General features: G+C 44.9%; 20 protein-coding genes. 11 read left to right on the top strand and 9 right to left on the bottom strand.

Features of this window, described 5'->3' with window-relative positions; translation table 11 throughout:
* Positions 1–3 precede the first annotated feature (3 nt).
* The 8 genes from ACTXGL_RS02505 to ACTXGL_RS02540 all read left to right on the top strand — a co-directional run bounded on the left by ACTXGL_RS02505 (position 4) and on the right by ACTXGL_RS02540 (position 7,532).
* A complete protein-coding gene (locus ACTXGL_RS02505) occupies positions 4–570 on the top strand; it encodes a tail assembly protein (RefSeq protein ID WP_443524630.1) in 567 nt (188 codons plus the stop codon).
* On the top strand, positions 570–4,226 hold the full coding sequence (locus ACTXGL_RS02510) for a TipJ family phage tail tip protein (RefSeq protein ID WP_443524632.1): 3,657 nt from the start codon (positions 570–572) through the stop codon (positions 4,224–4,226). The genes ACTXGL_RS02505 and ACTXGL_RS02510 overlap by 1 nt, the downstream gene beginning before the upstream one ends.
* 288 nt (positions 4,227–4,514) lie before the next feature.
* A complete protein-coding gene (locus tag ACTXGL_RS02515; RefSeq protein WP_443524634.1) occupies positions 4,515–5,165 on the top strand; it encodes a hypothetical protein in 651 nt (216 codons plus the stop codon).
* Positions 5,166–5,180: 15 nt separating this feature from the next.
* A complete protein-coding gene (locus tag ACTXGL_RS02520; protein WP_443524636.1) occupies positions 5,181–5,495 on the top strand; it encodes a hypothetical protein in 315 nt (104 codons plus the stop codon).
* A gap of 55 nt (positions 5,496–5,550) precedes the next feature.
* Complete coding sequence (locus ACTXGL_RS02525) at positions 5,551–6,072, top strand: hypothetical protein (protein ID WP_443524637.1); 522 nt, start codon at positions 5,551–5,553, stop codon at positions 6,070–6,072.
* Positions 6,072–6,413, top strand: a complete 342-nt coding sequence (locus ACTXGL_RS02530) for a hypothetical protein (protein ID WP_443524639.1) — start codon at positions 6,072–6,074, stop codon at positions 6,411–6,413. Before ACTXGL_RS02525 ends, ACTXGL_RS02530 begins: the two co-directional genes overlap by 1 nt.
* A gap of 64 nt (positions 6,414–6,477) precedes the next feature.
* On the top strand, positions 6,478–7,023 hold the full coding sequence (locus tag ACTXGL_RS02535) for an N-acetylmuramoyl-L-alanine amidase (protein ID WP_443524640.1): 546 nt from the start codon (positions 6,478–6,480) through the stop codon (positions 7,021–7,023).
* Between the two features lie 101 nt (positions 7,024–7,124).
* Positions 7,125–7,532, top strand: coding sequence for a hypothetical protein (locus ACTXGL_RS02540; protein ID WP_443524642.1), 408 nt, complete (start codon positions 7,125–7,127; stop codon positions 7,530–7,532).
* Between the two features lie 225 nt (positions 7,533–7,757).
* On the opposite strand, the gene ACTXGL_RS02545 is transcribed toward ACTXGL_RS02540, so the two are convergent.
* On the bottom strand, positions 7,758–8,831 hold the full coding sequence (locus ACTXGL_RS02545; protein ID WP_443524643.1) for a serine/threonine-protein kinase: 1,074 nt from the start codon (positions 8,829–8,831) through the stop codon (positions 7,758–7,760).
* 64 nt (positions 8,832–8,895) lie between these two features.
* On the opposite strand from ACTXGL_RS02545, the gene ACTXGL_RS02550 reads away from it, so the two are divergent.
* Positions 8,896–9,837, top strand: a complete 942-nt coding sequence (locus ACTXGL_RS02550; RefSeq protein WP_443524645.1) for an ATP-binding protein — start codon at positions 8,896–8,898, stop codon at positions 9,835–9,837.
* 71 nt (positions 9,838–9,908) lie between these two features.
* Here the strand turns inward: ACTXGL_RS02550 and ACTXGL_RS02555 are convergent, their stop codons facing one another.
* The 6 genes from ACTXGL_RS02555 to gyrA form a co-directional block, all read right to left on the bottom strand.
* Positions 9,909–11,045, bottom strand: coding sequence for a ribonuclease Z (locus ACTXGL_RS02555; protein WP_443524647.1), 1,137 nt, complete (start codon positions 11,043–11,045; stop codon positions 9,909–9,911).
* 32 nt (positions 11,046–11,077) lie between these two features.
* Positions 11,078–11,350 (bottom strand): hypothetical protein, encoded by a 273-nt coding sequence (locus ACTXGL_RS02560; protein WP_443524649.1) that lies wholly within the window; start codon positions 11,348–11,350, stop codon positions 11,078–11,080.
* 127 nt (positions 11,351–11,477) lie between these two features.
* The gene (locus ACTXGL_RS02565) at positions 11,478–12,146 is read right to left on the bottom strand and encodes a glutathione S-transferase (protein ID WP_443524650.1); all 669 of its coding nucleotides are present in this window, start codon (positions 12,144–12,146) and stop codon (positions 11,478–11,480) included.
* 286 nt (positions 12,147–12,432) lie between these two features.
* Positions 12,433–13,503 (bottom strand): EamA family transporter RarD, encoded by a 1,071-nt coding sequence (gene rarD, locus ACTXGL_RS02570; protein WP_443524652.1) that lies wholly within the window; start codon positions 13,501–13,503, stop codon positions 12,433–12,435.
* Positions 13,504–13,743: 240 nt separating this feature from the next.
* Positions 13,744–14,814, bottom strand: a complete 1,071-nt coding sequence (gene rarD / locus ACTXGL_RS02575; RefSeq protein ID WP_443524654.1) for an EamA family transporter RarD — start codon at positions 14,812–14,814, stop codon at positions 13,744–13,746.
* A 142-nt stretch (positions 14,815–14,956) separates the two neighbouring features.
* Positions 14,957–17,743, bottom strand: a complete 2,787-nt coding sequence (gene gyrA / locus ACTXGL_RS02580) for a DNA gyrase subunit A (RefSeq protein ID WP_443524656.1) — start codon at positions 17,741–17,743, stop codon at positions 14,957–14,959.
* 469 nt (positions 17,744–18,212) lie between these two features.
* Here gyrA and ACTXGL_RS02585 point away from each other — a divergent pair, with 469 nt between their 5' ends.
* Positions 18,213–18,494, top strand: coding sequence for a hypothetical protein (locus ACTXGL_RS02585; protein WP_443524658.1), 282 nt, complete (start codon positions 18,213–18,215; stop codon positions 18,492–18,494).
* A gap of 162 nt (positions 18,495–18,656) precedes the next feature.
* Complete coding sequence (locus tag ACTXGL_RS02590) at positions 18,657–19,514, top strand: methyltransferase domain-containing protein (RefSeq protein ID WP_443524659.1); 858 nt, start codon at positions 18,657–18,659, stop codon at positions 19,512–19,514.
* 64 nt (positions 19,515–19,578) lie between these two features.
* Here the strand turns inward: ACTXGL_RS02590 and ACTXGL_RS02595 are convergent, their stop codons facing one another.
* Together ACTXGL_RS02595 and ACTXGL_RS02600 are read right to left on the bottom strand one after the other, a co-directional pair.
* Complete coding sequence (locus ACTXGL_RS02595) at positions 19,579–20,904, bottom strand: ABC transporter ATP-binding protein (RefSeq protein ID WP_443524661.1); 1,326 nt, start codon at positions 20,902–20,904, stop codon at positions 19,579–19,581.
* Positions 20,905–21,025: 121 nt separating this feature from the next.
* Complete coding sequence (locus tag ACTXGL_RS02600) at positions 21,026–22,702, bottom strand: ABC transporter permease (protein WP_443524663.1); 1,677 nt, start codon at positions 22,700–22,702, stop codon at positions 21,026–21,028.
* Between the last annotated feature and the right edge of the window lie 56 nt (positions 22,703–22,758).

Raw genomic sequence — 22,758 nt, forward strand, 5'->3', positions numbered from 1 at the left:
ATTATGCTACGACGCATCGAACTACACGGCGTCTTAGCCGAAAAGTTTGGCAAATCTTTTGAGCTTGATGTCGAGTCGCCCCGCGAAGCCTGCGAGGCACTCAGCTACCAAATCGATGGCTTTAGAAGCTTTATGATGACCGCCCACGAGAGCGGTCTTTTTTTTGCCGTATTTTATGATGACAACAAGCACAGCATTAGCACCACTGAAGTTGAAATGAAAACTGGTGCCAAGGTGATTCGTATCGTCCCAAAAATCACTGGTGCAGGTGGTGATGCACTTGGATGGGTGCAAGTGATTGCCGGTGCAGCGTTAGTGGGCGCAGGTTTCTTCTTAGGACAGCCTGCACTAACCGCCGCAGGCGCAGGGATGATACTTGGCGGCGCCGCATCACTACTGATGCCCCGCCCTACTATTACTCCACAAGATCCCGATGGTAATAAACCCAGCTACGCATTTGGTGGTGCAGTTACTACCGTCGCCGAGGGCAATCCGGTGCCCTTGCTGTATGGTCGCCGTCATGTTGGCGGTGCTGTTATTAGCATGATGGTCGTCAATGAGGATACATAATGTCATTATCAGTAATCAAAGGCGCTAAAGCCGGTCAAGAAAAACCCCATCAGCCAAGTATCGCAAAAGACGATGTCGCATCTATCAGTAAAATTAAGATTATATACGCACTGTCCGATGGTGAAGTTAAAGGGTTAGCCGACGGCGCTGCTAGTATCATGCTAGACGGTACGCCACTGATTGGTGCAGATGGTACGCCCAACTTTGACAATGTCGAGTGGGAGATCCGTCACGGCACGGTTGACCAGACACACATCGCAGGGTTACCCAATCTCAGCAGCGAAATTGCTATTGGTACGATCTTACGTAGCGGCACGCCGTGGATTCGCACAATCACAAATACCCTGCTGTCTAGCACGAACATCAACGTATCATGGTCGCGTCTAAGTGAAACAACTGATAAAAACGACATCATCGGTACGACGGTTGATTACGCAATCGATGTGCAAACTGATGGGCATGGCTACGTTACGGTGCTTGACACCCGCATCAAAGCAAAAACGTCTGGTCGCTACCAACGCACCCATAACGTAAAACTGCCTGAAGCGACGCAAGGGTGGCAGATTCGCGTCCGAAAAATCACCGCTGATGGCGATAATGAGCAGACATTTAATCAGATGCAAATCGACAGCATCGCTGAGATTATCGATGCAAAGCTCCGCTATCCGCACACAGCATTGCTTTACTTATCATTTGATGCTCGTACTTTTAGCAATATGCCAAAAGTATCGGTCGACATGTTTGGTCGTTACCTAAAAGTACCTAGCAACTATGATGCAGAGACACGCACTAGCACGGGTCTATGGGACGGTACATTCAAAACGGCATACACAAATAACCCAGCATGGGTGTATTACGATTTGATCACTAATGATCGTTATGGACTTGGCGACAGGCTCAAACCATTTATGATCAATAAATGGGCCATCGCGCATATCGCGCGCGTCTGCGATGAGCCAGTTGACGACGGAAAAGGCGGCACCGAGCCACGCTTTACTTGTAATTTGTATTTGCAAGTTGATGAGCAAGCGTACCAAGTATTACAGCACATCGCTGGGATATTTCGCGGCATGTCGTTTTGGGACGGCTCACAAATCGTACTTGATGCAGATACCCCGCGCGATGCTGATTATGTCATCACCCGCGCCAACGTGGTCGGCGGGGCATTTAACAAGTCCGGCACATCGATAGATGACCGGCACACGCTGGTACAAGTTGCCTGGTCAAATCCTGACAACAACTACGAGACCGATTACGTGACCGTACGCAATGAGCGCGCGATTGCAAAATACGGCATTAATCCACTTGATATGCCCGCAGTCGGTTGTACAAGTGAGGGTCAAGCGTACCGCCACGGGCTAGCTGCTCTACTCTCTGAACAAAACCGCACTCAGACGGTCAACTTTGCAATGGGTCTGGATGGTCAACTACCAACAGTCGGCAGCCGTGTTGATATTGCGGATATGATGTTTACTGGCGCTAATAATGGCGGTCGTATCTCAGCAGTCAGTGCTGATCGTACTATCATCACTGTTGACCGTGACGACATCCCTGCAACGACAGGCGACCGTCTGACTGTCAATCTTGAGTCTGGCCGCGCCCAAACTCGTGAGATTTTGAGCGTATCTGGACGCAATATTACAGTAAAAGCCGAATTCGACCCCGTTGCTGCCGAAAATGTCTGGGCTATCGATAGCGATGAGCTACCGACGATGCCATTTATCGTACTGTCTATCACAGAAAATGAGGATAGAACGCAGTACAGCTATACCGCACTACAGTATGACGGTACGCTACAAGCTCAGATTGATAACGGTACTATTATTGAACCAACCCCACCAGCGCCACCGTTTAATCCATACATCATCCAAGCACCTGAAAGTGTCGCCGTGGCATCACGGCACCGCGAAGTACAAGCACAAACCGTCACAACACTGGTTATTACATGGGACCAGGTAAATGATGCCGTCGCTTATGATGTTGAATGGCGCAAAGACGATGGCGATTGGATCAAGCTACCACGCACCGGCAATATCAGTGTCGATATAGATGGTGTCTACAGTGGCAATTATCTAGCACGTGTGCGCGCTGTCTCAGCATTTGATGCGCTATCGAAACCGACAAAATCTACACTCACCGCTATCACTGGCAAAGCGGGCAAACCGCCTGTATTGGCAAACCTAAAAGTCACAGGTCTGCTATTTGGTATGCGTCTTGACTGGGCGTTTAGTGCGGGCAGCGGTGACACTGCGTATACAGAAATACAAGTTGGGTCAGCACCTGATGTCAATGTAACAGCACTTGGACAGTTTGCTTATAGTACAGACACTCATACCGTAAACGGCTTGCAAGGTAATTTATCACAGTCTTATCGCGCGCGTATTGTCGATAAATTAGGTAATACGAGCGATTGGTCAGCATGGGTAACAGGCACGACTGATGCTAGTGCTGATAAAGTCATGGACTTGATACAGGGTCAGATTGATGAGTCATCACTCAATGAAAGCCTTACGAGTAAAATCGGTAAAATCAGCGAGAATGAGGACGCGATTGGACAAGAAACAGAAGATCGCATCCAAGCGATTATCGACACCAAGAAAAAAGCAGATGATGCACAACTGGCAGCCACCAATGCAGCCCAGTTAGCAGGTAACAAAGGGGAGGTTATTTACCAATGGCAAACGCCAGCCGCAGCGAGACAGCTTGCACAAAATCTTTGGATTGACACAAACGGAGGTAAAAACACACCAAAGCGCTGGGACGGTAACGCATGGGTCGCTGTCACTGACAAAGCGGCTCTTGATGCTCAAGCAGCAGCCAACGCAGCACAACAAACAGCCAATGACGCACTAGGCAAAGCCAATAATGCTAACGACAGTATTATCACGATACTCGATGAGCAAGCTGAGATTAATAATGAGCTAGGCTTGCAGTATGAGTCGCTGCAAGGCGTGATTGCTGACTACAAACCAAGATACGCGGACGCAACAAAGTACGCGGATGCAAGTCGTTCGGTGCAATGGACATATTGGAAAACCGTAGCCCGTGATAACTATGCTGCTAACGAGCGTATTACCAATCTGCAATCTGAAGTCGCAGATAGTAATGCTCAGTTAGTCCAGCGTCTTGAAACGGAAGCAACAGCAACCAGTGCGATAGCAAGCGAAGTTACCACACTTGAGGCAACAGTCGGTGATAACACTGCAACGCTGCAAGAAACCAAGCAGGTTGTTGATGGTATTAGCAGTGAGTACACACTAAAGTTAGATATCGCAGGTAAGATTGTCGGCTTTGGGCTCGTCAACAATGCAGGTCAGCCAAGCGATTTCTCAATACGTGCTGATAAATTTTCGATAGCGCCACCCGCGAACGGAGTTGATAACCCATCATCACCATTTATGGTATTAACCACACCGCAAACTATCGATGGCATCACCGTCCCTGCTGGTACGTATATGCGTAATACTTATATAGCTAAATCGAGCATTGATCTAGCACAAATAAATACAGCATCTATCCAGTCACTATCCTCATTGTCAGCAACGATTGGTCACTTCAAATCAGCAGATACCGGCGCTCGTCTTGAGATAAAAGATAGCTTACTTAGTGTTTATGATGACAATAATGTCTTGCGCGTTCGACTGGGACTTTGGTAAGGAGTATTTATGAGTCAAGGTTTGCAAGTCTGGGATACTGATGGCTTTATGGTATTGGACACTTCGTCTCAAACGGTGAAAATACTTGGTGTTTTCAAAGTATCTAGCGACCCAGTTACGTTTAGCGACCCGTTGTTAGCTACTGAAACGCCATTTTACATAGTATCTCCTGAATATAGGCATACAGGAGATACTACTAACTTAAACGTAGAATTCAACGGCAGTACATGTACTGTGACTAACTCAAGTACATACAATAATAGAACTATCTACGTGGGAGTGTATTAGATGGCAACGGGATTTGAAGTAATTGATGACCAGGGGCGCAAGCAGGTGCTTGATACGCACCCGCTTTTAAGTTTTAGTCACAAACTTTTTTCCAACAGCAGCAACGTAGGTGATTTATATCCTGACCCAAGACCTATCTACGCATGGCGTCCTGACAACAATCAGATAATGACCCAGAATTACTTTAAAGGCCGTAGAGTAGTTTTGGAAGATGGTGAGACCTATACTACAAACCGCATGCAAGGCTTCGGTACTATGCATGCTTTTACAAGCTCTGAACCTGTTTCTGATGAAAACTACGGTCTAGAAGTTTACGATGCGTCAGGCACTATAGTGTTCAACAGCAGCCAGAAACCTCTGAAGATATTAGACATTATCAATATACCTGACGTTAGACAGTCTAGAACGACAGTTTCAGGCAGAGTGACCCATTGGCGAAAGTCATACAGCAGCAAGACCGCAGCGATTGTACTAGTGCGGCAACCCCTGTGGGCAAGTGGCTCAGACTTTAAGACTTCAGGAGTCGCTCTTCGAGACTCATTCATTGCACTGGAAGAGACAGTGGAGCACAGAGATGGCGAGTTGGCTGATAGATGGATAGGTAACACTTTCGCGCTATACGCTCTGGTGATTGATGTGACTAACTTTTAATAAAAAGGGACTAATATGAAATATCTTTACGTAGTATTCGCACTATTAGTATCTAGCTTGTCTCATGCAGAGGTAGGACTATTCACAGAACATACCATGACCGAGGTTCTCGATGCTCATGTCGATACAGTACAAAAGAATTATCAAAATAACATCCATAGACTATCACCTTACAATGGTATCGTTGGTGTAAAACTAAAAAACAAGAAGTACGAAGTTTCAAGTGGCTATAGCTATAGAAGAGACAGCGACGTCAAAGAAGGGTTTGGTTATGATTATAGCGGTGTCTTCATAAAGCTTAAATATTATCATTGTCTGTACGACTGCTAAATAACCAATCCCGCCACCTAAGGCGGTTTTTTTACGACTAAAATTTGAGGGCGTTATGGACATCAAACAAACAGTATTACGCGCATTAGCTTTTAATAACTGGCTGTGCAAATCAGAGTCGCTGCAAAAAACAAGCAAGCATTTTAGTGAGTTACGACGCTACTTAGCAATGACGATTACGTTCGCTGAGTTCGTCAACTTTGCATATACAACAGGGTTTAGCTTAGTTTTTATATACTTTAAAACGATTGGAAAGGGCAAGACAGCACTACAAAGCTATGCGGTTTTCGATGACATATCAGTATGGTGGTTCGTTGCATTCTTAACGCTTGGAATACTACAGCTGATATCAATGCTGATCCCGTCGCTAAGAGCGAGTAAGGCAAGTGGTTTGTGTATGATAGCATCATCGGCGGCATGGGGTATTGTGATGGGCGCTTTCTACGCATCACAGCTTTATATGATAACGTCTGCGACTGTTTTTACTGGTATTTGGGCAGGAGCTATGTTTTTTGCGGGTAATAAGAGAATCAAGAGCGCAATTATAAAAGAGCGAGCAATCACTAAGGAGACGTAATGAGCTTAGTATCAGAAGTGATAACCTCATTCACTCCACAGGTGATCTTCGGTATGTTTGGTGGGTTTGTTGGTGGAATATATGGCATCAACAAAAAGGGATATGATGCAAAAATATCATTAATTCTAATATTTACGGCAATCGTAGCAGGCAGCGCGATTGCTGAAGTGCTGCAAAAGAAGTTCGGACTGACTTACCTTTTGCCGCTTTGTTTAATATCAATTCCAGCAGGTGCATTTTCGGGATATCTGATGGTAGCGCTAGACGTAGTTAGCCCTAAGTTTGCTGCGAAAGTTGCAGATAAAATCGGCGAAAAGGTCGTTGAAAATATAGATAAATAATAATTCGCATTAAACATAGCCCCAATTTTGGGGCTTTTTTAATGCCTAAAACAAGGTAAACATTATGTCAAAAGTAGTCATTACAGCGGGTCATTCAAACACAGACCCAGGCGCAGTCAACGGAAACGTAACCGAAGCGGAAATCGCAACTGATATGCGTAACATCGTCGCGTATTGCCTTAAGGATCTTGGTATCGAAGCAATCACCGACGGTAATGGTAGTGAGAACGACACGCTGCGCAGCGCCATTAAACTCATTCCACAAGGCGATCTAGCTATTGAGTTTCACTGCAACGCTTTTCATAGTCCAAAAGCGGGTGGCGTTGAAGCTTTGGCCCAACCTAAAGACAAAGTCATTTGTAGAAATCTGTGCACTGCTGTCAGTGAAGTGCTTGGAATCCCTACTCGCGGCAACGACGGCGGGTTTAAACCAGAAAATAGCGGACAACACTCAAGACTGGGTTATGTACGCGGCGGCGGTATCATATTAGAGTTGTTTTTTATCTCTAATCCGAATGAGCTAGCAGCTTATAAAGCTAGCAAATGGGCACTGGCACGTGAGCTTGCGGATGTCATCGCTGAGCACGTCGGCGTTAGCTGCAAACCGTAAAGCTGGAGCCAAAACCATTTAAACCAATCAAAATACTCTTAGAAATAGCATGGCACTATTGGCATTGGCTCGTAATAGCTTTACTCATAGTTGCTATCGCGGTGTTATCTATATTCTATGTGCAGCGTGGCCACGCGATTGACACCATCAAAGTGCAACATGAGCTTGTCTTAGCGACTGAGCGTGCAAATTACGAGTCAAACGTTCGGCAAATAGAGCAGCAAAACTTCCAAGGAGTCATCAATGCAGTCAATCAAAGCACAGTACGACAAAAGCAAATTGCTGATAAGTATGACAGTATTGTCGTTATCAATGACAGCTTGTCAGACAGTATCATCAACATTGAAACCAGTCTCATCAATGCCAATCGAACCGCCGTCATCGATTACACCAAGTCAGTCAACGGACTATTTGCGGAATGCTCAGCTAGATATCTTGAGATGGCAAAAAACGCAGCTCGAGAACAAGAAGAAGCTAGACGACTCCGCGAAGCTTGGCCAACCCGATAATTAAATATGTCGCAGTTTTTGACGCAGTTTGCATTAAAACCATTTAAACCAATCAAAATGATTTATTTTAACTATATGATTTTATTATATTAATTTTTTATTGATTTATATTAAACTATAGCAAAAAGAGTTCGAGTCTCTCCAGCCCCACCATTTTCGGATAGTACATCTTAGACCAAATATCAAAACCTGCTTTTTAGCAGGTTTTTTTGTGTCTGTAATTTACTACTCACCATTACAATCTTTTAAAGCCTCCAATATAGCCTCCATGCTCTGATATCGTTTCTCTACTCGCTTCGCCAGCATCTTATCAACAATGCTTTGATAGTGAATGTACGCTATTGGCAGCCTAATAATAGGTTGTTGGCAGTGCTGCATGGCCCAATCTGTCATCGGTTGCTGACTTTTAGAATTTATACTAAATGGTCGCGCGCCCGTCAACATCTCAACCATCATGATACCAAACGCGTAAATATCACTTTGTATGGTTGCCTTTTGCCCTTGCCAACGCTCAGGCGCTAAGTATGCTGGTGTGCCGCTAGCAGAATTTATTGCGTTTGGTTGATCACTTCTCTGGGCTAATGCAAAATCCGTCAGTAGTAAGTCAGCTGCTTTATGGTCGCTACCAGCATTATCCTTCGGGATGTTGCTAATATTGCTAAGCAAAAAATTACTGGGTTTAATATCATTATGCAACCAACCAGCTGTGTGTAGACTGAGGATGAGCTGAGCGGACTGTACAAGCAAATGATGCTTTTGCTCGTCAGTTAGAAATGAGTGGCGCTGATGATTGAGCAGCTTGGCTAGGCTAGCATTTTCATAATACGGCATAACCAATACCGTTAATCGCTGAGGCTGCTCCAACGCTTGGATATCTATATCGTAATTGTCAAATACAGATGGTGTGATAGTAGTAGATTGAATCTTCTGCGAAACACTTAGCGATTGTAATACGCTTATTTCATGAGTTAGATCTGAGATATTTTGTGGCACATCTGAAGTGCTGGATATTTCCCATTTGATCATCACCCTGCCATACTGTAAATGTTGGGCGCGCGTTAGACCTTGATAGCAGTTTTGCTGCCTGCTCTGCCTGATATGTTGCGTGTCGCTCTCTTGAGTCTGCTCTGTGCTTCCCTCTCTGTATTGTTGACTAATACGCTGATGCACTATTTTACTATATGCTCGCTCTGACAATGCTTGGGTGATGACTGGCAATAGTTGCCCAGACTTCGCTTGCAAGGCTTGTTTAATAGGCGAATTACTGGCACTATTTTGCACAGTGTTGTTATCTATCATATTGCACCGCCCCAATCACGCCACCATCTTATTACCAAACCGCCACTTTACCACTAGAGTTATTATGTCACAGTCTACCCAATATGCCCTGCCCGCCCCCTTGTTAGAGTTGCTCGGTCAGTATTTACAAGAGCACGTCACGCCTACCATTGAGATTGACCCTGATCAACTGGCGTATCGCTGGGTTGGTGGACGTACTGGTCACCTGCAGCCTTTATCAGTCAATCTGTTTTTGAGTTTAGATGACTTGCAAGGTATCGATACGCAAAAATCAAAACTGGTACAGAACACGCGCCAATTTTTAAGAGATTATCCCGCCAATCACGTCTTGATGACAGGCACACGCGGTGCCGGTAAATCTTCCCTTATTCGCGCCTTGCTACAAGCGTATCATAGCGAAGGGTTGCGTATTATTGAGATTGCGCGTGATGATCTACAAGTACTGGATAAGATTCGCACGGCTATTAACGAGCTGCCAGCAAACTCGAACTGTCGCTATATCGTCTACTGTGATGACTTGGCGTTCAATGGTCAAGATGAAAGTTACCGCGCGCTAAAAAGCGTGCTGGATGGCGCGCTAGACTCTGAGCAAGACAAACTACTGGTCTATGCCACCAGTAATCGCCGTCGTCTGCTCCCTCAAATGATGAAAGACAATCTTGATATTTACAATGGTCAGACCGACGAGGTCAATCCCTACGAGACTATTGATGAGACTGTGTCATTGTCAGATCGATTCGGCTTATCATTGACCTTTCATCCTATGGATCAACAGACCTATTTACAGATTGTTCAACATTACCTGAATTTAGAACAACGGAAAATCTCGGCACATACTGATCATGATGTGGAGGTGACTGCAGATGATGGCAGCTTGGCCAACAAGATAAGAATGGATGCTCTGCGCTGGGCGTCTGAACGTGGTGGGCGCTCAGGACGAGTGGCTTATCAATTTAGCCGTTACTGGAGCGGTAAAATACAATTGGCGCTTGAGGACCACAAATAAACAATAGCTGCTAATCCATACCTGTAACACCTTACCTATAAAGTCATGCCTATAAAGTTATGTCTATGAAATCATAACTGATTGCTGCGTGCAGAACCCACATACTGTACGCGGTTATCTTGTTTGTCGTCTATTAAGGTGGCAGCACCATCGACCGTATATTGTGCAAAATCTGCCGCCATCCATAGATTACCTTTATAGACACTTTGCGCATCTAAGCGGGTATAGGCCATATTTGGCGTTTCGCTCTCTGGGTTATCAAAGCTCTGATAACGAGCGCTAAAATGGGTCAAAATCAGATTCTGCACACCTATCTTTTGCGCGAAGGTACCCACTATATGCGCGCTACTATGCATAGGGTCAAACTCTAGATTTCTGGCTTGAATAGCCATTAAAACCTCATGCGTATAAGTGGCTTCGTGCACCAACAGATCTGTATCAGCAACAGCATCACTCAGGCATTCTGGTGTATCGTTATCACCCGCCACCACTACTTTTGTACGCTGCATATCATTATGAACATAATCTGCTGAGCGCAATTGCTGACCGTCCTCGGTGATAACATCGCAGCCTTGTTGTAATTTGCCCCATAGTGCACTTGCTGGAATACCATTCTCTTTGAGTTTATCAGTATTCAATAGTCGGCGACTGATGGTCTGAGTGATACCAAACCCATAAGACGGCACGCGATGCGATAGCGGGTAGACCTCTATCATAATCTGCTGCTGTCCATCTAACTCTAGCGTCACTTTACCTTTGTCACTCTCTTGTGAGAGTAAGTCTTCTATCGACACAAAATCGAGCGTAAATGGTAGGTATAGCTCAGTCGTTGAGACGATAGCCTCAAGCAAGGTAGCAATCGCATTGGGTGCAATAAGCGTTAGCGGATCACGGCGTCCTGACATCGCAGCACTCGCCAGCAATCCTGGTAGACCATAGCAGTGATCGCCATGGACATGAGTGATGCAGATAGCAGTCAATTGACGTAAGGACAGCTTGGTATGTAGCAGCTGCTGCTGTGTGCCTTCACCGCAATCAATGAGTAGCCAAGGACGTGATTTTTTATTTTGATTGCTACTATGCTGCGGCTTGCCTTGCTGCTGCGAACCAGAGTTATGAACATTCAAGCACTCAATTGCCAATGCAGTTACATTACGCTGTTTGGTTGGCGCCCCGGCAGAGGTTCCCAAAAAGGTTAGTTTTAGCATAGATGATGCCTTTTATTTGTCAGGGACATTTATTATGACCGCTGACATATCATGGTTCGTTGAGCCTCAATCATTTGCCCACCATTTGCGGTACACTCATTGACCATGTTGGACTCATAAGATTTCCAACCACCATAAAAACTGGCGGCACATAGAATAACAACCAGTAGCTTTTGTGACCATGCCTTGATAGATACCTGCTGGCTGTCGATAGCTTGTCTATCTTGCATATTCTGTCCTGATGGCTGATTGTAGTTAATGTTTTTGCTTAGATCTGTATGATTCGGTCTATTGGAATCTGTCATTGTTTTATCCTAAAAAAGGCTTTGCTTAAAAATAAACAAAACCTTTTATCTAAATATCTACTCGAGTAATAAGCCAAGTACTGAGCAGTGCTTATTGATGATACCAATTTGATAATACCAGCATCATCTAAAAATTAAGACGACCGCCTTTTTCTTCGGCACGCTTAAAGGCATCTCGTTCTTCACAACGTTGTAGCCACGTTAAGATATTGGCATATTTACTCTTATTGAGACCTGCGCCCGCGTTTGCGCCTACGACAGCAAGGTGCATCTGAATATCAGCAGCACTAAACTCACTACCTGCGAACCAATGGTTTTTGCTCAAGTGCTGTTCCATCATGTTCAGCATTTTGTCCAAACCATTTCCGATCATGTTCTTTTCGACCTGACCTTGGATTTTTTTGCTAATCGGTTTGATCAACATAGGTGACTGACTCACAACCTTTGTAAACACTAGACGCATAACCAACAACGGCATCAGCGAGGCTTCTGCAAAATGTAGCCAAAACGTATAGGCTTCCCACGCCGCTTCGTCACTATCGTCAGGCTTGAACTGTTTTTCTTTGTCATAGTGCTTAATCAAATACTCAATAATGAATCCCGATTCAAGCAATACGCGATCGTCTACTTCTAGCATTGGCGCACTACCGATTGGGTGCACTTTTTTTAGACTATCAGGGGCGCGGTATGCTTTATTGCGCTCATAGCAAGTCAATTGATAATCGGCGTTTAGCTCTTCTAGAAGCCAAATGATACGAAACGAGCGTGAGTTTGCTAAATGATGAAGATGTAACATAAACCGTCCTAGTCATATATTGTTTTGGGTCAGCCCTGAGGTTTAGGAGATACGTTCTTAGAGACAGCCTTTTAGATACCGTCACTTAGAGACAGTTTCTCAAACATAATCTCTTAAACATAATTTCTTAAACATAGTGCAGCGCCCTTAATTAAGCGCAGCAGCATCTTCCTCGATAATAGCTTAATTTAGTGCCCTTTGACACAGCAAGTTTGTAGAGTAATAGCAAAAAATCTTACCTACCAAGTCAGTTCTATTGACTGCGATAGTGCTATATTCATTAGCATTACGATAGATTTAGCGCTTCAATCTTGCGCGTCATCTTATCTATCTTTTGCTGATACTTCTTAATTTGACGGAATCGATGCGCAATCAGTACGCCCTTGATACGGCGGTTTTTAAGACGACGACGCGGCGGAAAACTACCCACTTGTGGCTCATTGTAGCCATGTAGGCGATTGTCACGTTTGCGCGCCAGATAACCAAGTGCGCTATCCGCAATCATAATAAGCAATGCGATAAAAATCATGCTATACATCAGGATGGAACCGCCTTCATGTAAGTTACGGTCCAAAATTGCAATCGAGAATATAAATAGAAATACTGGCTCAAGGTAGCATAAAGTCCCAAATAGTGAGACAGGTAGTTTTTGACTCGCGACCATCGTCAATGACATCGCCGCAGTGCTAATGATGCCGAGCAGAGGCAACAGGTACCAAAGCTTATGGTTGGTGATTGCCACCTCAAAACCACCATTCATATACAGCGCGACCAATACCACTGGCAATAACAATACAAGGTCTGAAATCAAGCCAGTAATAGGCGGTACTGCCAACTTGCGACGTAGCAGATAGTATGGTGGATAGCCCAAGCAAACAAATAAAGTCGCCCAAGAGATCGCACCATATGCAAAGATATCGTAAGCGATACCGAGACCTGCACACACAATGGCAGCCCACTGAAGTAGACTCATATCTTCGTTGTAAAAGAACCTGCCGACAACAATCATAATCATAGGATATAGGAAGTAACCTAACGTGACCTCAAGTCCCAACCCATTGACTGGCGCCCACATAAATATCCAGATCTGCGCGCCCAAAATCGGTGTGGGTAATATAAACAACAGCCACTCTTTGGCGTTCTTTAAAGTTTTTAGATAATCAAAAATGTGCTGCCATTGCTTTAGTACGCTGACCAGCAGCACCAGACTAAAAAACATCGTAAGCACACGCCATGAAGCGACTTGCGTACCTGATAAGGGTTGCAGTAGCAAACCAAATAAGAACAGCAAAGAGTATAAAAAGTTTGCAGCCACCGCAGTGATCGTACCCTGCGAGGTTTGGTTAGTAGTCAACATCACAACAGCCTTTAGAGATTGGGGCACATCCTTGGCAATTTTAAAAAAAAACAAAAGCCTCAGACGAGAACGTCTGAGGCTTTTGCATATAAGGTCGTAGCGCAATCTAAGTTGAACGCTTTTGATGTGTTAGGCTTACATCATGGGGCGCATTATGTCAAAGTCAGAATAGATAAGCAATGCCAGTATGCATCTAGTAGATTAACTTATATATTGAGTAAATTTAATGCAGATAAATAATTATTTTGCATCAAGTTTTTCGATTTTTTGCTGTATCTTATTCATCTTTTTTTGGTAGTGACGAATCTTGCGAAAACGATGGGCTTTTAGTACGCCATCGATACGCTGATTGATAAAATGACGACGCGGCGGAAAGCCTCCTACCTGTGGCTCTCTATATCCATGCAGATGATCATCTCGGCGACGAGCCAGATACCCTGCCACACTATCAGCCATCATAACCAGTAGCGCAAGCGTAATCATACCGTACATAAAGAGCGAACCACCTTCTTCAAGGCTTTGACTCAGAACCGTAATGGACAACACAAATAATAGCATCGGCTCTATATAGCTCAGTGCACCAAATAGTGACACTGGCAACTTACTACTCGCGACCATCGTCAGTGACATTGCCATCGCACTAAAAGCACCCAGCAACGGCAGCAAATACCAAAACTTTATGTTCTGTGCTGCCACACTAAAACCACCTGTCATGTAGAGTATGATGAGCACCACGGGTGTCAATAATGCCAAATCAAACAGTAAGCCCGTGATGGGTGGTACAGAGAGGGTACGCCGAAGTAGATAATACGGCGGATAACCCAAACACACAAACAGCGTCACCCAAGACACCGAACCGTATTGAAACACATCATAGCCAATACCTAACGCTGCAAATATCGCCGCCACACACTGCAAAGTACTCATGTGCTCATGGTAAAAAAACCGACCAAGCACGATCATCATCAATGGTAATAAAAAATAGCCTAGTGTCACATCCAAGCCAAAGCCATTAACTGGCGCCCACATAAACAGCCATATCTGGCCGCCTAGAATTGGGGCAGGCAATGTAAATATGAGCCACTCTTTGGGTGTCTTTAGTGTTTTTATATACTCAAAGACATGCTGCCACTGCTTGGTTAGACTGAGCAATATCACCAAGCTTAGTAGCATCATCAGTACCCGCCATGACGCCACCTGTGTCCCTGACAAGGGCAACATGAATAGCCCAAACAAAAACATCATCGAGAACAAAAAGCTTGATGATACGGATGCAATCGTTCCCTGAAAAGTTTGATTGGTCGTGAGCATAACAACAGCCTTAAAAATAGAACCCTGTGTAAATTGTTGAGAAAAATAAATCAAAAAAACAAAAGCCTCCGACGAGAACGTCAGAGGCTTTTTTCTAGAAAAATGATGTAAAACTAGACTGAAAAGCTAATTACTATAAGTATTATTTGTCATCATTTAGCGTATGGTCATTTGCAATGTCGATAGCATCATTGGCATCGGTCATTGCGGTATTGTCAGTGGTCGCATCAATATCTATTTGCTCCTGACCTTCTACCTCAAATGTACCGTCTTCTCTCATGGCATCAACTAACTCATCGTCGCTCTCTTCGTGCTCAACACGTGCCATAGCGACCAGCTTCTCATCTTTTGATAGACGGATAAGCGTGACACCCTGTGTATTACGACCAGAGCTGGCGACATGCTCAACTGGGGTACGTACGAGCGTTCCTTTATCAGAGATCAAAATAATATCATCGGTAGAGTCAACCTTGGTCGCTCGTACTAGTGCGCCATTACGCTCGCTGGTCTTGATTGCAATCACACCGCCGCCACCACGGTTTTGTGTGTTGAACTCTTCGACAAAGGTACGTTTGCCAAAGCCATTTTCACAAGCAATCAGGATTTCACGTACATCATCTTCGATAACCACCAATGATTTGATAAATTCATCGGTCGCCAAACGCATACCGCGAACGCCTTTTGCTGTACGGCCCATCGCGCGAGCATCGTTTTCATCAAAGCGAATCGCTTTACCGCTCGACGCAAACAACATGACTTCTTGGCTACCATTGGTAATGCGCGCGCTAACCAACTTATCACCATCTTCTAATCCAACCGCAATCAAACCGTTCGAGCGAATATTGGCAAATTGCTTCAGCTCTACCCGCTTCACCGTACCATTGGCCGTGGCAAAGAAGACAAATGGCGCTTCTGCTTCATTACTGTCTTCTGATGATTCATTATCTACTAATAAATCGTCATCTTTTACCGGTGACTCTTCTACTATTTTTGGAATCGGTAGTATGGTCGTTACGGTCTCATCACTGTTTAGACCAATCAGGTTGACCAATGGACGACCACGAGCACCGCGACTGGCGATCGGTACTTCAAACCCGCGTAAGCTGAACACACGACCACTGTCAGTGAAACATAATACTGTCGAATGCGTTGATGTCACGACCAGATGATCGATTACATCATCTTCCTTCATCGCCGTGGCAGACTTGCCTTTACCGCCACGCTTTTGTGCCACGTAATCATCAATCGGTTGAGTTTTGGCATAACCCGTACGCGATACCGTCATGACAACGGTTTGCTCAGGGATAAGGTCTTCACGACTAAAGTCCATACGTGAATCAATAATATCGGTGCGGCGCTCATCACCGAAGTTATCACGAATCTCAATCATCTCATTAGAGATAATGGTCATTAGCTTATCAAAATCACCTAAAATAGACTCTAGATGAGCAATTTCACGTAGCAAGTCTTGGTATTCTTCAGTCAATTTATCTTGCTCAAGCCCAGTCAAGCGATGCAATTGCATATCTAAAATCGCATTGACCTGCTCAAGTGACAAGCGATAACGCTCCTCGCCTTCAATTAAACCAAACGGCGCTTTTGGATCTTCGCCTTCGATGAACTCAGGACGTACTGACTGGCTACCCGCAGCGGTAAGCATCGCAACGACGCTACCTGAACCCCACGTGTTATTTAATAAGCTTTCACGTGCAAGGCCACGGTTTGCAGACGCTTTAATCGTTGCAATAATCTCATCAATATTGGCTAGAGCAACGGTCAGGCCTTCGAGCAAATGACCACGGACGCGTGCTTTGTTTAATTCATAAATCGTGCGGCGTGTCACTACTTCTTGACGATGGCGGACAAACGCAGCGATAAGCTGACGCAGAGTCAATAGCTTTGGCTGACCATTATCGAGCGCCACCATATTGATACTAAAGCTAGACTCTAGCGGCGTCTGTAAGAACAAATTATTAACGATAACTTCAGCGGTTTCGCCGCGACGTAAGTCAATAGCGATACGCATACCGTCTTTGTCAGACTCATCACGAATCTCGCTAATACCTTCGATTTTCTTATCACGAACCAGCTCAGCAATACGCTCGATCAGTTTGGCTTTGTTTGCTTGATAAGGAACTTCGGTAAATACGATACGCTCGCGATCACGGTTGACCCCAGAGTTGCTCATTGGCTCGATATGATAGCGACCACGGATATGCAGGCGACCTTTACCCGTACGATAAGCGTCTAAAATGCCCGCACGACCATAAATAATGCCGCCCGTGGGGAAATCAGGACCTGAGATATGTGACATCAACTCTTCGGCTGAGACTTGAGGGTTTTCGGCATACGCTAGACAAGCATTAATCACTTCGGTCAAATTATGCGGTGCCATGTTGGTTGCCATACCAACGGCAATACCCGTCGCACCATTGACCAATAGATTAGGAATACGCGCTGGCATCACACTTGGCATGCGCTCAGAACCGTCGTAGTTGTCTTCCCAATCGACCGTATCTTTGTCCAAATCCGCTAGCATCTGATGGGTCAGCTTGGTCATACGTACTTCGGTATAACGCATAGCAGCCGGAGGATCATCATCGATCGAGCCAAAGTTACCTTGACCATCAACCATTGGATAGCGCAAGCTAAAGTCCTGCGCCATACGTACGATGGCATCATATACCGCGCTATCACCATGCGGATGATATTTACCGATGACATCACCCACTACACGTGCGGACTTCTTGTATGGCTTATTGTAGTCGTTAGATAGCACATGCATGGCATACATCACGCGGCGATGGACAGGTTTGAACCCGTCACGCACATCAGGTAGCGCACGCGAGACAATCACGCTCATCGCATAATCCAGATAGGACTGCTTCAGTTCATCTACGATACCAATAGGACTGACCGACTCGCTCATATACACTCCTTCACTCATATCCACGCTATTAATTTTGCAGGCTTTATAGATAGCGTATTTGCCTCATTAAATACTGATAAGAACCAATAAACATAACAAGCAAAGCAACACTATAAAGCGTGAAAAATATTGGGAAAATGATGATATTTTTGATAATAAATAAAAGAAGCTATTTTAGCACAAATTTGCTGATTTAGGGGTTCTGAGCGTCATTAAAATCAAGCAAAACAGCCTACTAACCCCAATATTTCAAGTAATCAATATCCTCTAAAAATATATTACTAACAGGGACGTTTTGATTGGCTAATTTTGCTGTTTTTGGCCCATTTAGCCTGTTTGAATGGTTGTCGAGTAAATCGAAAACACGCTCTAGACAAAAAAAATTTAAACGCTACACTAACTCATCTTCTACAGTAAGGCATGTTGAACACGTCCTACTTAAATAACGACCTAACAGGCTACTTATATTATGGATATCATTCTTGCGATTATTTGGATTTTAGCAATGGTGCTATATAGCTTTTCGAGTGATTATGTTGCCAGCTTTCCCAATCATAACAATCGTGCCGTACCTTATGTCCGCTGGGGAGCACTTTTTGTTGCTATGGCTTTATCCGCGTACTTGGCACAAGCCTACCAAGAAAACCTACAAGGTAGTGGTATGTGGGTGTTTGTTATCGTCGTATTTATCATCATTGTTTTATCGAAATTCGTTTTTAAATGGGTTATTAATAGACGTTTAAAACGCTAGTTCATATTGAATATTTTTCTTATAGTCAAAGAAATCTAAAACAGCTACAAGGCAGCCGACCGCAGATTGTACACATAGTACCTCTAGGGAGGGTAACATCGTAGCGGTTTAGTAGTTCGCTGATTATCCTCCAAACCTCTTAATTATTGATCTAAATACCTTATGCCAATTAAACATCAAGACAGCCACCCTGACCCAACCCACGCTACAACATCAGAGATCGAGCGAACAGATCGTAGCTTCGATACTATTGCTGATCATTTTGAAAAAAAGGTCTATGGTGGGCTAAAAGGTGAGATTCGACTGGCGGTACTGCGCCGTGATATCTTTGAATATAGCGCGCAAGTGAGTGAGGCGCTTGGGCGACCTTTACGTATCTTGGATGTAGGTGCAGGGCTTGCACAGGTTGCGATAGAGCTCGCCACCCAAGGTCATAGCGTAGTCATCAATGACATATCAGCAAATATGCTCGAAAAAGCAAAAGCGAGTGCAGATCAGATTGAGCAAAAATTAGACATCGCTTGGTATGTCTGTCCCTATCAAGCGCTTGAGGAAAAGCTGGCCCACATAGAAACAGAAAAGTTTGATTTAATCATGTGTCATGCGCTACTGGAGTGGCTCGCAGAGCCAGCAGCGGTCATGAACTTTTTTAATCAGTATTTGACAGATGATGGCGCGTTATCTTTGTGCTTTTATAACCCAGCCAGCTTTGATTATCGTAACCTGATTATGGGGAATTTTAATTTACTTGATAATAATGACTATAAGGCAGACAATAAAAAAAGCCTGACACCCAACCATCCGGTTGCCAAAGAAGAGGTTGAGCAGTGGTTAGAGGCTCATCAATATCAAACCGTGCGCAGCAGTGGTCTGCGAGTTTTTCATGATTATGCCCCGCTCAAACGCGGTGGGCATAACGACCCAGATGCAGTGATACGAATGGAGTTACGTTACTCACAACTAGAGCCGTACAAGTGGCTTGGACGATATTTACATATTTTGGCAGCAAAGCACGCTTAATTAGTGTCTGGTGATATCAATGACAAAAGCCATTATTTCTTATAAATAATAGCTTTGATATTTGCTAGACACCTTCATCGACTCTTGATGATCTATCATATTCTGACCACGTGGTCGCATTGATGTCTTTTTCATCAAATACGACCACATGCTCTAACAACGGCAAAATTCCAATATGTGAGCCAATCGCATGATTGTGGTGACTGGCAACCAACGACAGGACAGTCTGCCCATCATCTAGTTGCAATCGGTACAAATAATTAGCACCGCGAAAGACGCGTCCCACCACCAAGGCTGTCTGCGTACTGTCATCATCATGAATAATGTCATCAGGACGTACCAGCACTTTGATCGGTGTGCCGTTTGGATAGTCATACTCGCAGTACTGCGGCTGCCCCGAGTCATCATAGACTTCCATACGGCGATAAATATTGCCCAGTGCTGTTTTTACATGCCCTTCTTTGATGATACCGTCTATCATCGCACCTTCACCAACGAACTCCGCGACAAAAGGACTAACAGGCTCATGATACAACTCGCTTGGAGTCGCCCACTGTACCAGTCTACCTTTATCCATAACCCCGACTTTGTCTGCTAAGGCAAATGCTTCGTTCTGATCATGAGTGACCAATATCGCTGTGGTATTGGTGCTTTTAAGAATATCGCGGACATTCATTGCCAGCGATTCGCGTAATACCACATCTAGGTTAGAGAACGGTTCATCAAGTAGTAGTAGTTTTGGTTTGGGTGCAAGCGCCCTTGCAAGAGCCACACGCTGCTGCTGCCCGCCAGACAGCTCATTTGGACGTTTGTCCGCATGTTCAGTTAACTCAACTAAGCTCAGCATTTCTGCTACTCGAGCTTTTTTATCAGCAGCTGACCATTTATTGAGACCAAAGGCGATATTTTTGGCCACGCTTAGATGACCGAAAAGCGCATAATCTTGAAACACCATCCCCATACCACGTTTGGCTGGTGCCACGGCAAATGAGTGCCGAGTGGTTTTTTCAGTCAAGCGCTGGTTGTTTAAGTGAATGGTACCGCCGCGGCTTTGCTCTAGTCCTGCAATCGCTCGTAATGCTGTCGTCTTTCCGCAACCACTATAACCCAAAAAGCAGCCAATCTCTCCTTGCTCAAGCATCAACGACATACCATTGACGACGATAGTATCGTCATAGCCGACGATTAGGTTTTGCACACTAAAATAAGGGTTGCCAGCGAGAGTTCTCTCATTGTCTTGGCGTACGCTATTGGTTTGTTCTAAAGGCTCGCTGGGCTGCCCCGGCAATGTCCGAGCTTGGGTGATTGGTGATTTTTTGGCAGGGATGATGTCTACCCCAGCCTTGACTGACTTAGGATCTGATGAGTCGTTGATTGAGTCAGTATACATAGACAATCCCAGTTCGCTATTGGTAAGTACAGTTTTAGGTAAACAGTAAAATAATAATATCAGTTGCGCTAAGCGCTATCGAATATAGCAGGTTTTTAAGCAGCGGTTAGCTTTGTTGCTATTAGCTATGTTTGTCACTTTGACGCAATAGTATCCAGACAGGTAGTAAACCAACCAGCACAATTAATAGACTGGGTAGTGCTGCCCGTCCCCACATACCCTCGCTCGTCATTTCAAACACTCTCACTGCAAGCGTATCCCAGCCCTGACGCCGCGTCATCAACGTAATTGGCATCTCTTTCATCACTTCCACAAACCCCATCAGCAATGCCGTGAGCACACCAGGGCTAAGCACAGGTAACATCACATGACGCCAGCGCTGATAAGCGCTATCGCTTAGTAGCTTTGCCGCCGCCTCTTGATTGACAGTTAATCGTTGCAGCTGCCTGTCTACTGGCTGAAAGCTCACCGTCATAAAACGTGTCGATAATGCCAGTAGCATCACGATGACACTACCAGACAACACTTGCTGCGAGGTAATACCAAAGGCAATCATTTGATTATCAAGCCACGCAATAGGAATAAATATACCTACCGCCAACACCGTACCAGGTACCACATAACCTAAATTGGCCAACGTGGTCATAAGCTTGGTCGACTTATCAGAATACTGCCGTTTGATCCACGCGATAATAATCGCCAAAAAGGCAATAAAAAGCGTGGTCATACTAGCAATCATGAGGCTATTGGTCACAAAATCAATATAGCGCGCATCAAAATCTTGGCGGAAATTCAGCGCTGTCCAATAAACCAGCTGTAAAACTGGCACCAAAAACGCCACCAAAAATATAACGGTACATAGTAGCGTCATACCTATTTTGGCAGGCTTGCTAGCATCAAAGCGTTGATTACTGCCTTGCGTCAGTGAGCTACCACGCTTGGCCTGCCAATACTGCTCAAACAATACCACGATAAAGATCACACCGATGAGCAACGCGGCCAGCTGCGCCGCCGTAGTCAAACTAAAAAAGCCAAACCACGCCTTATAAATCGCTGTGGTAAAGGTGTCAACATTGAATACTGACACCGCCCCAAAATCTGCCAAGGTCTCCATACTTGCCAGCAACAATCCGCCAATGATCCACGGTAATGCCTGCGGCAATGCCAACCGAAAAAACACTCGGCTCCGGCTCAAGCCCAGCATCTGCCCTGCTTCAATCGCTCGTCTGCCTTGAGACAAAAACGCCTGACGGGCTAACAAATAAACGTAAGGATAGAACGCCAGCGACAAGACTAAACCTGCACCCCATACATTACGTACTGACGGAATCGCGGTGCTGATACCAAAATCACGTAACCCTGTCTGGAGCGGCCCACTAAAATCAACAATACCGATAGTAACAAATGCCAATACGTAGGCAGGTATCGCTAGCGGTAGCATCAATGCCCACGAAAAAAATCGCTGACCAGGGAAGCGGTACATACTGGTCACCCAAGCAAGAGCCGTACCAATAGTGCCCGAGATAATCGTCACCATAAGCAATAAAATTGCAGTGTTTTTGAGCACTTGAGGCAGTACATAGTCTGCCATATGTGCCCAAATATCTGCAACTGGCTGAGTCCACGATAACAGCACGATCAAAATTGGCACCAGCATAAACAACGAAATCAGCCCTAAGACTGATTTCGATATAATACGTTTACGAAGGGCGTGGTCTTGGCTGATAGCCTGCTCGTCATCGACACTGTCATGGACGGTATCGTTCTGAGTAAGGGACGTATCTGGCGTTGTGATCATATTCTCATTACCATGTCATACTCATCGAGACCTTATAAACTAATACCAAACTCAAA

Source organism: Psychrobacter sp. T6-6 (assembly GCF_052258185.1).
Lineage (GTDB): Bacteria > Pseudomonadota > Gammaproteobacteria > Pseudomonadales > Moraxellaceae > Psychrobacter.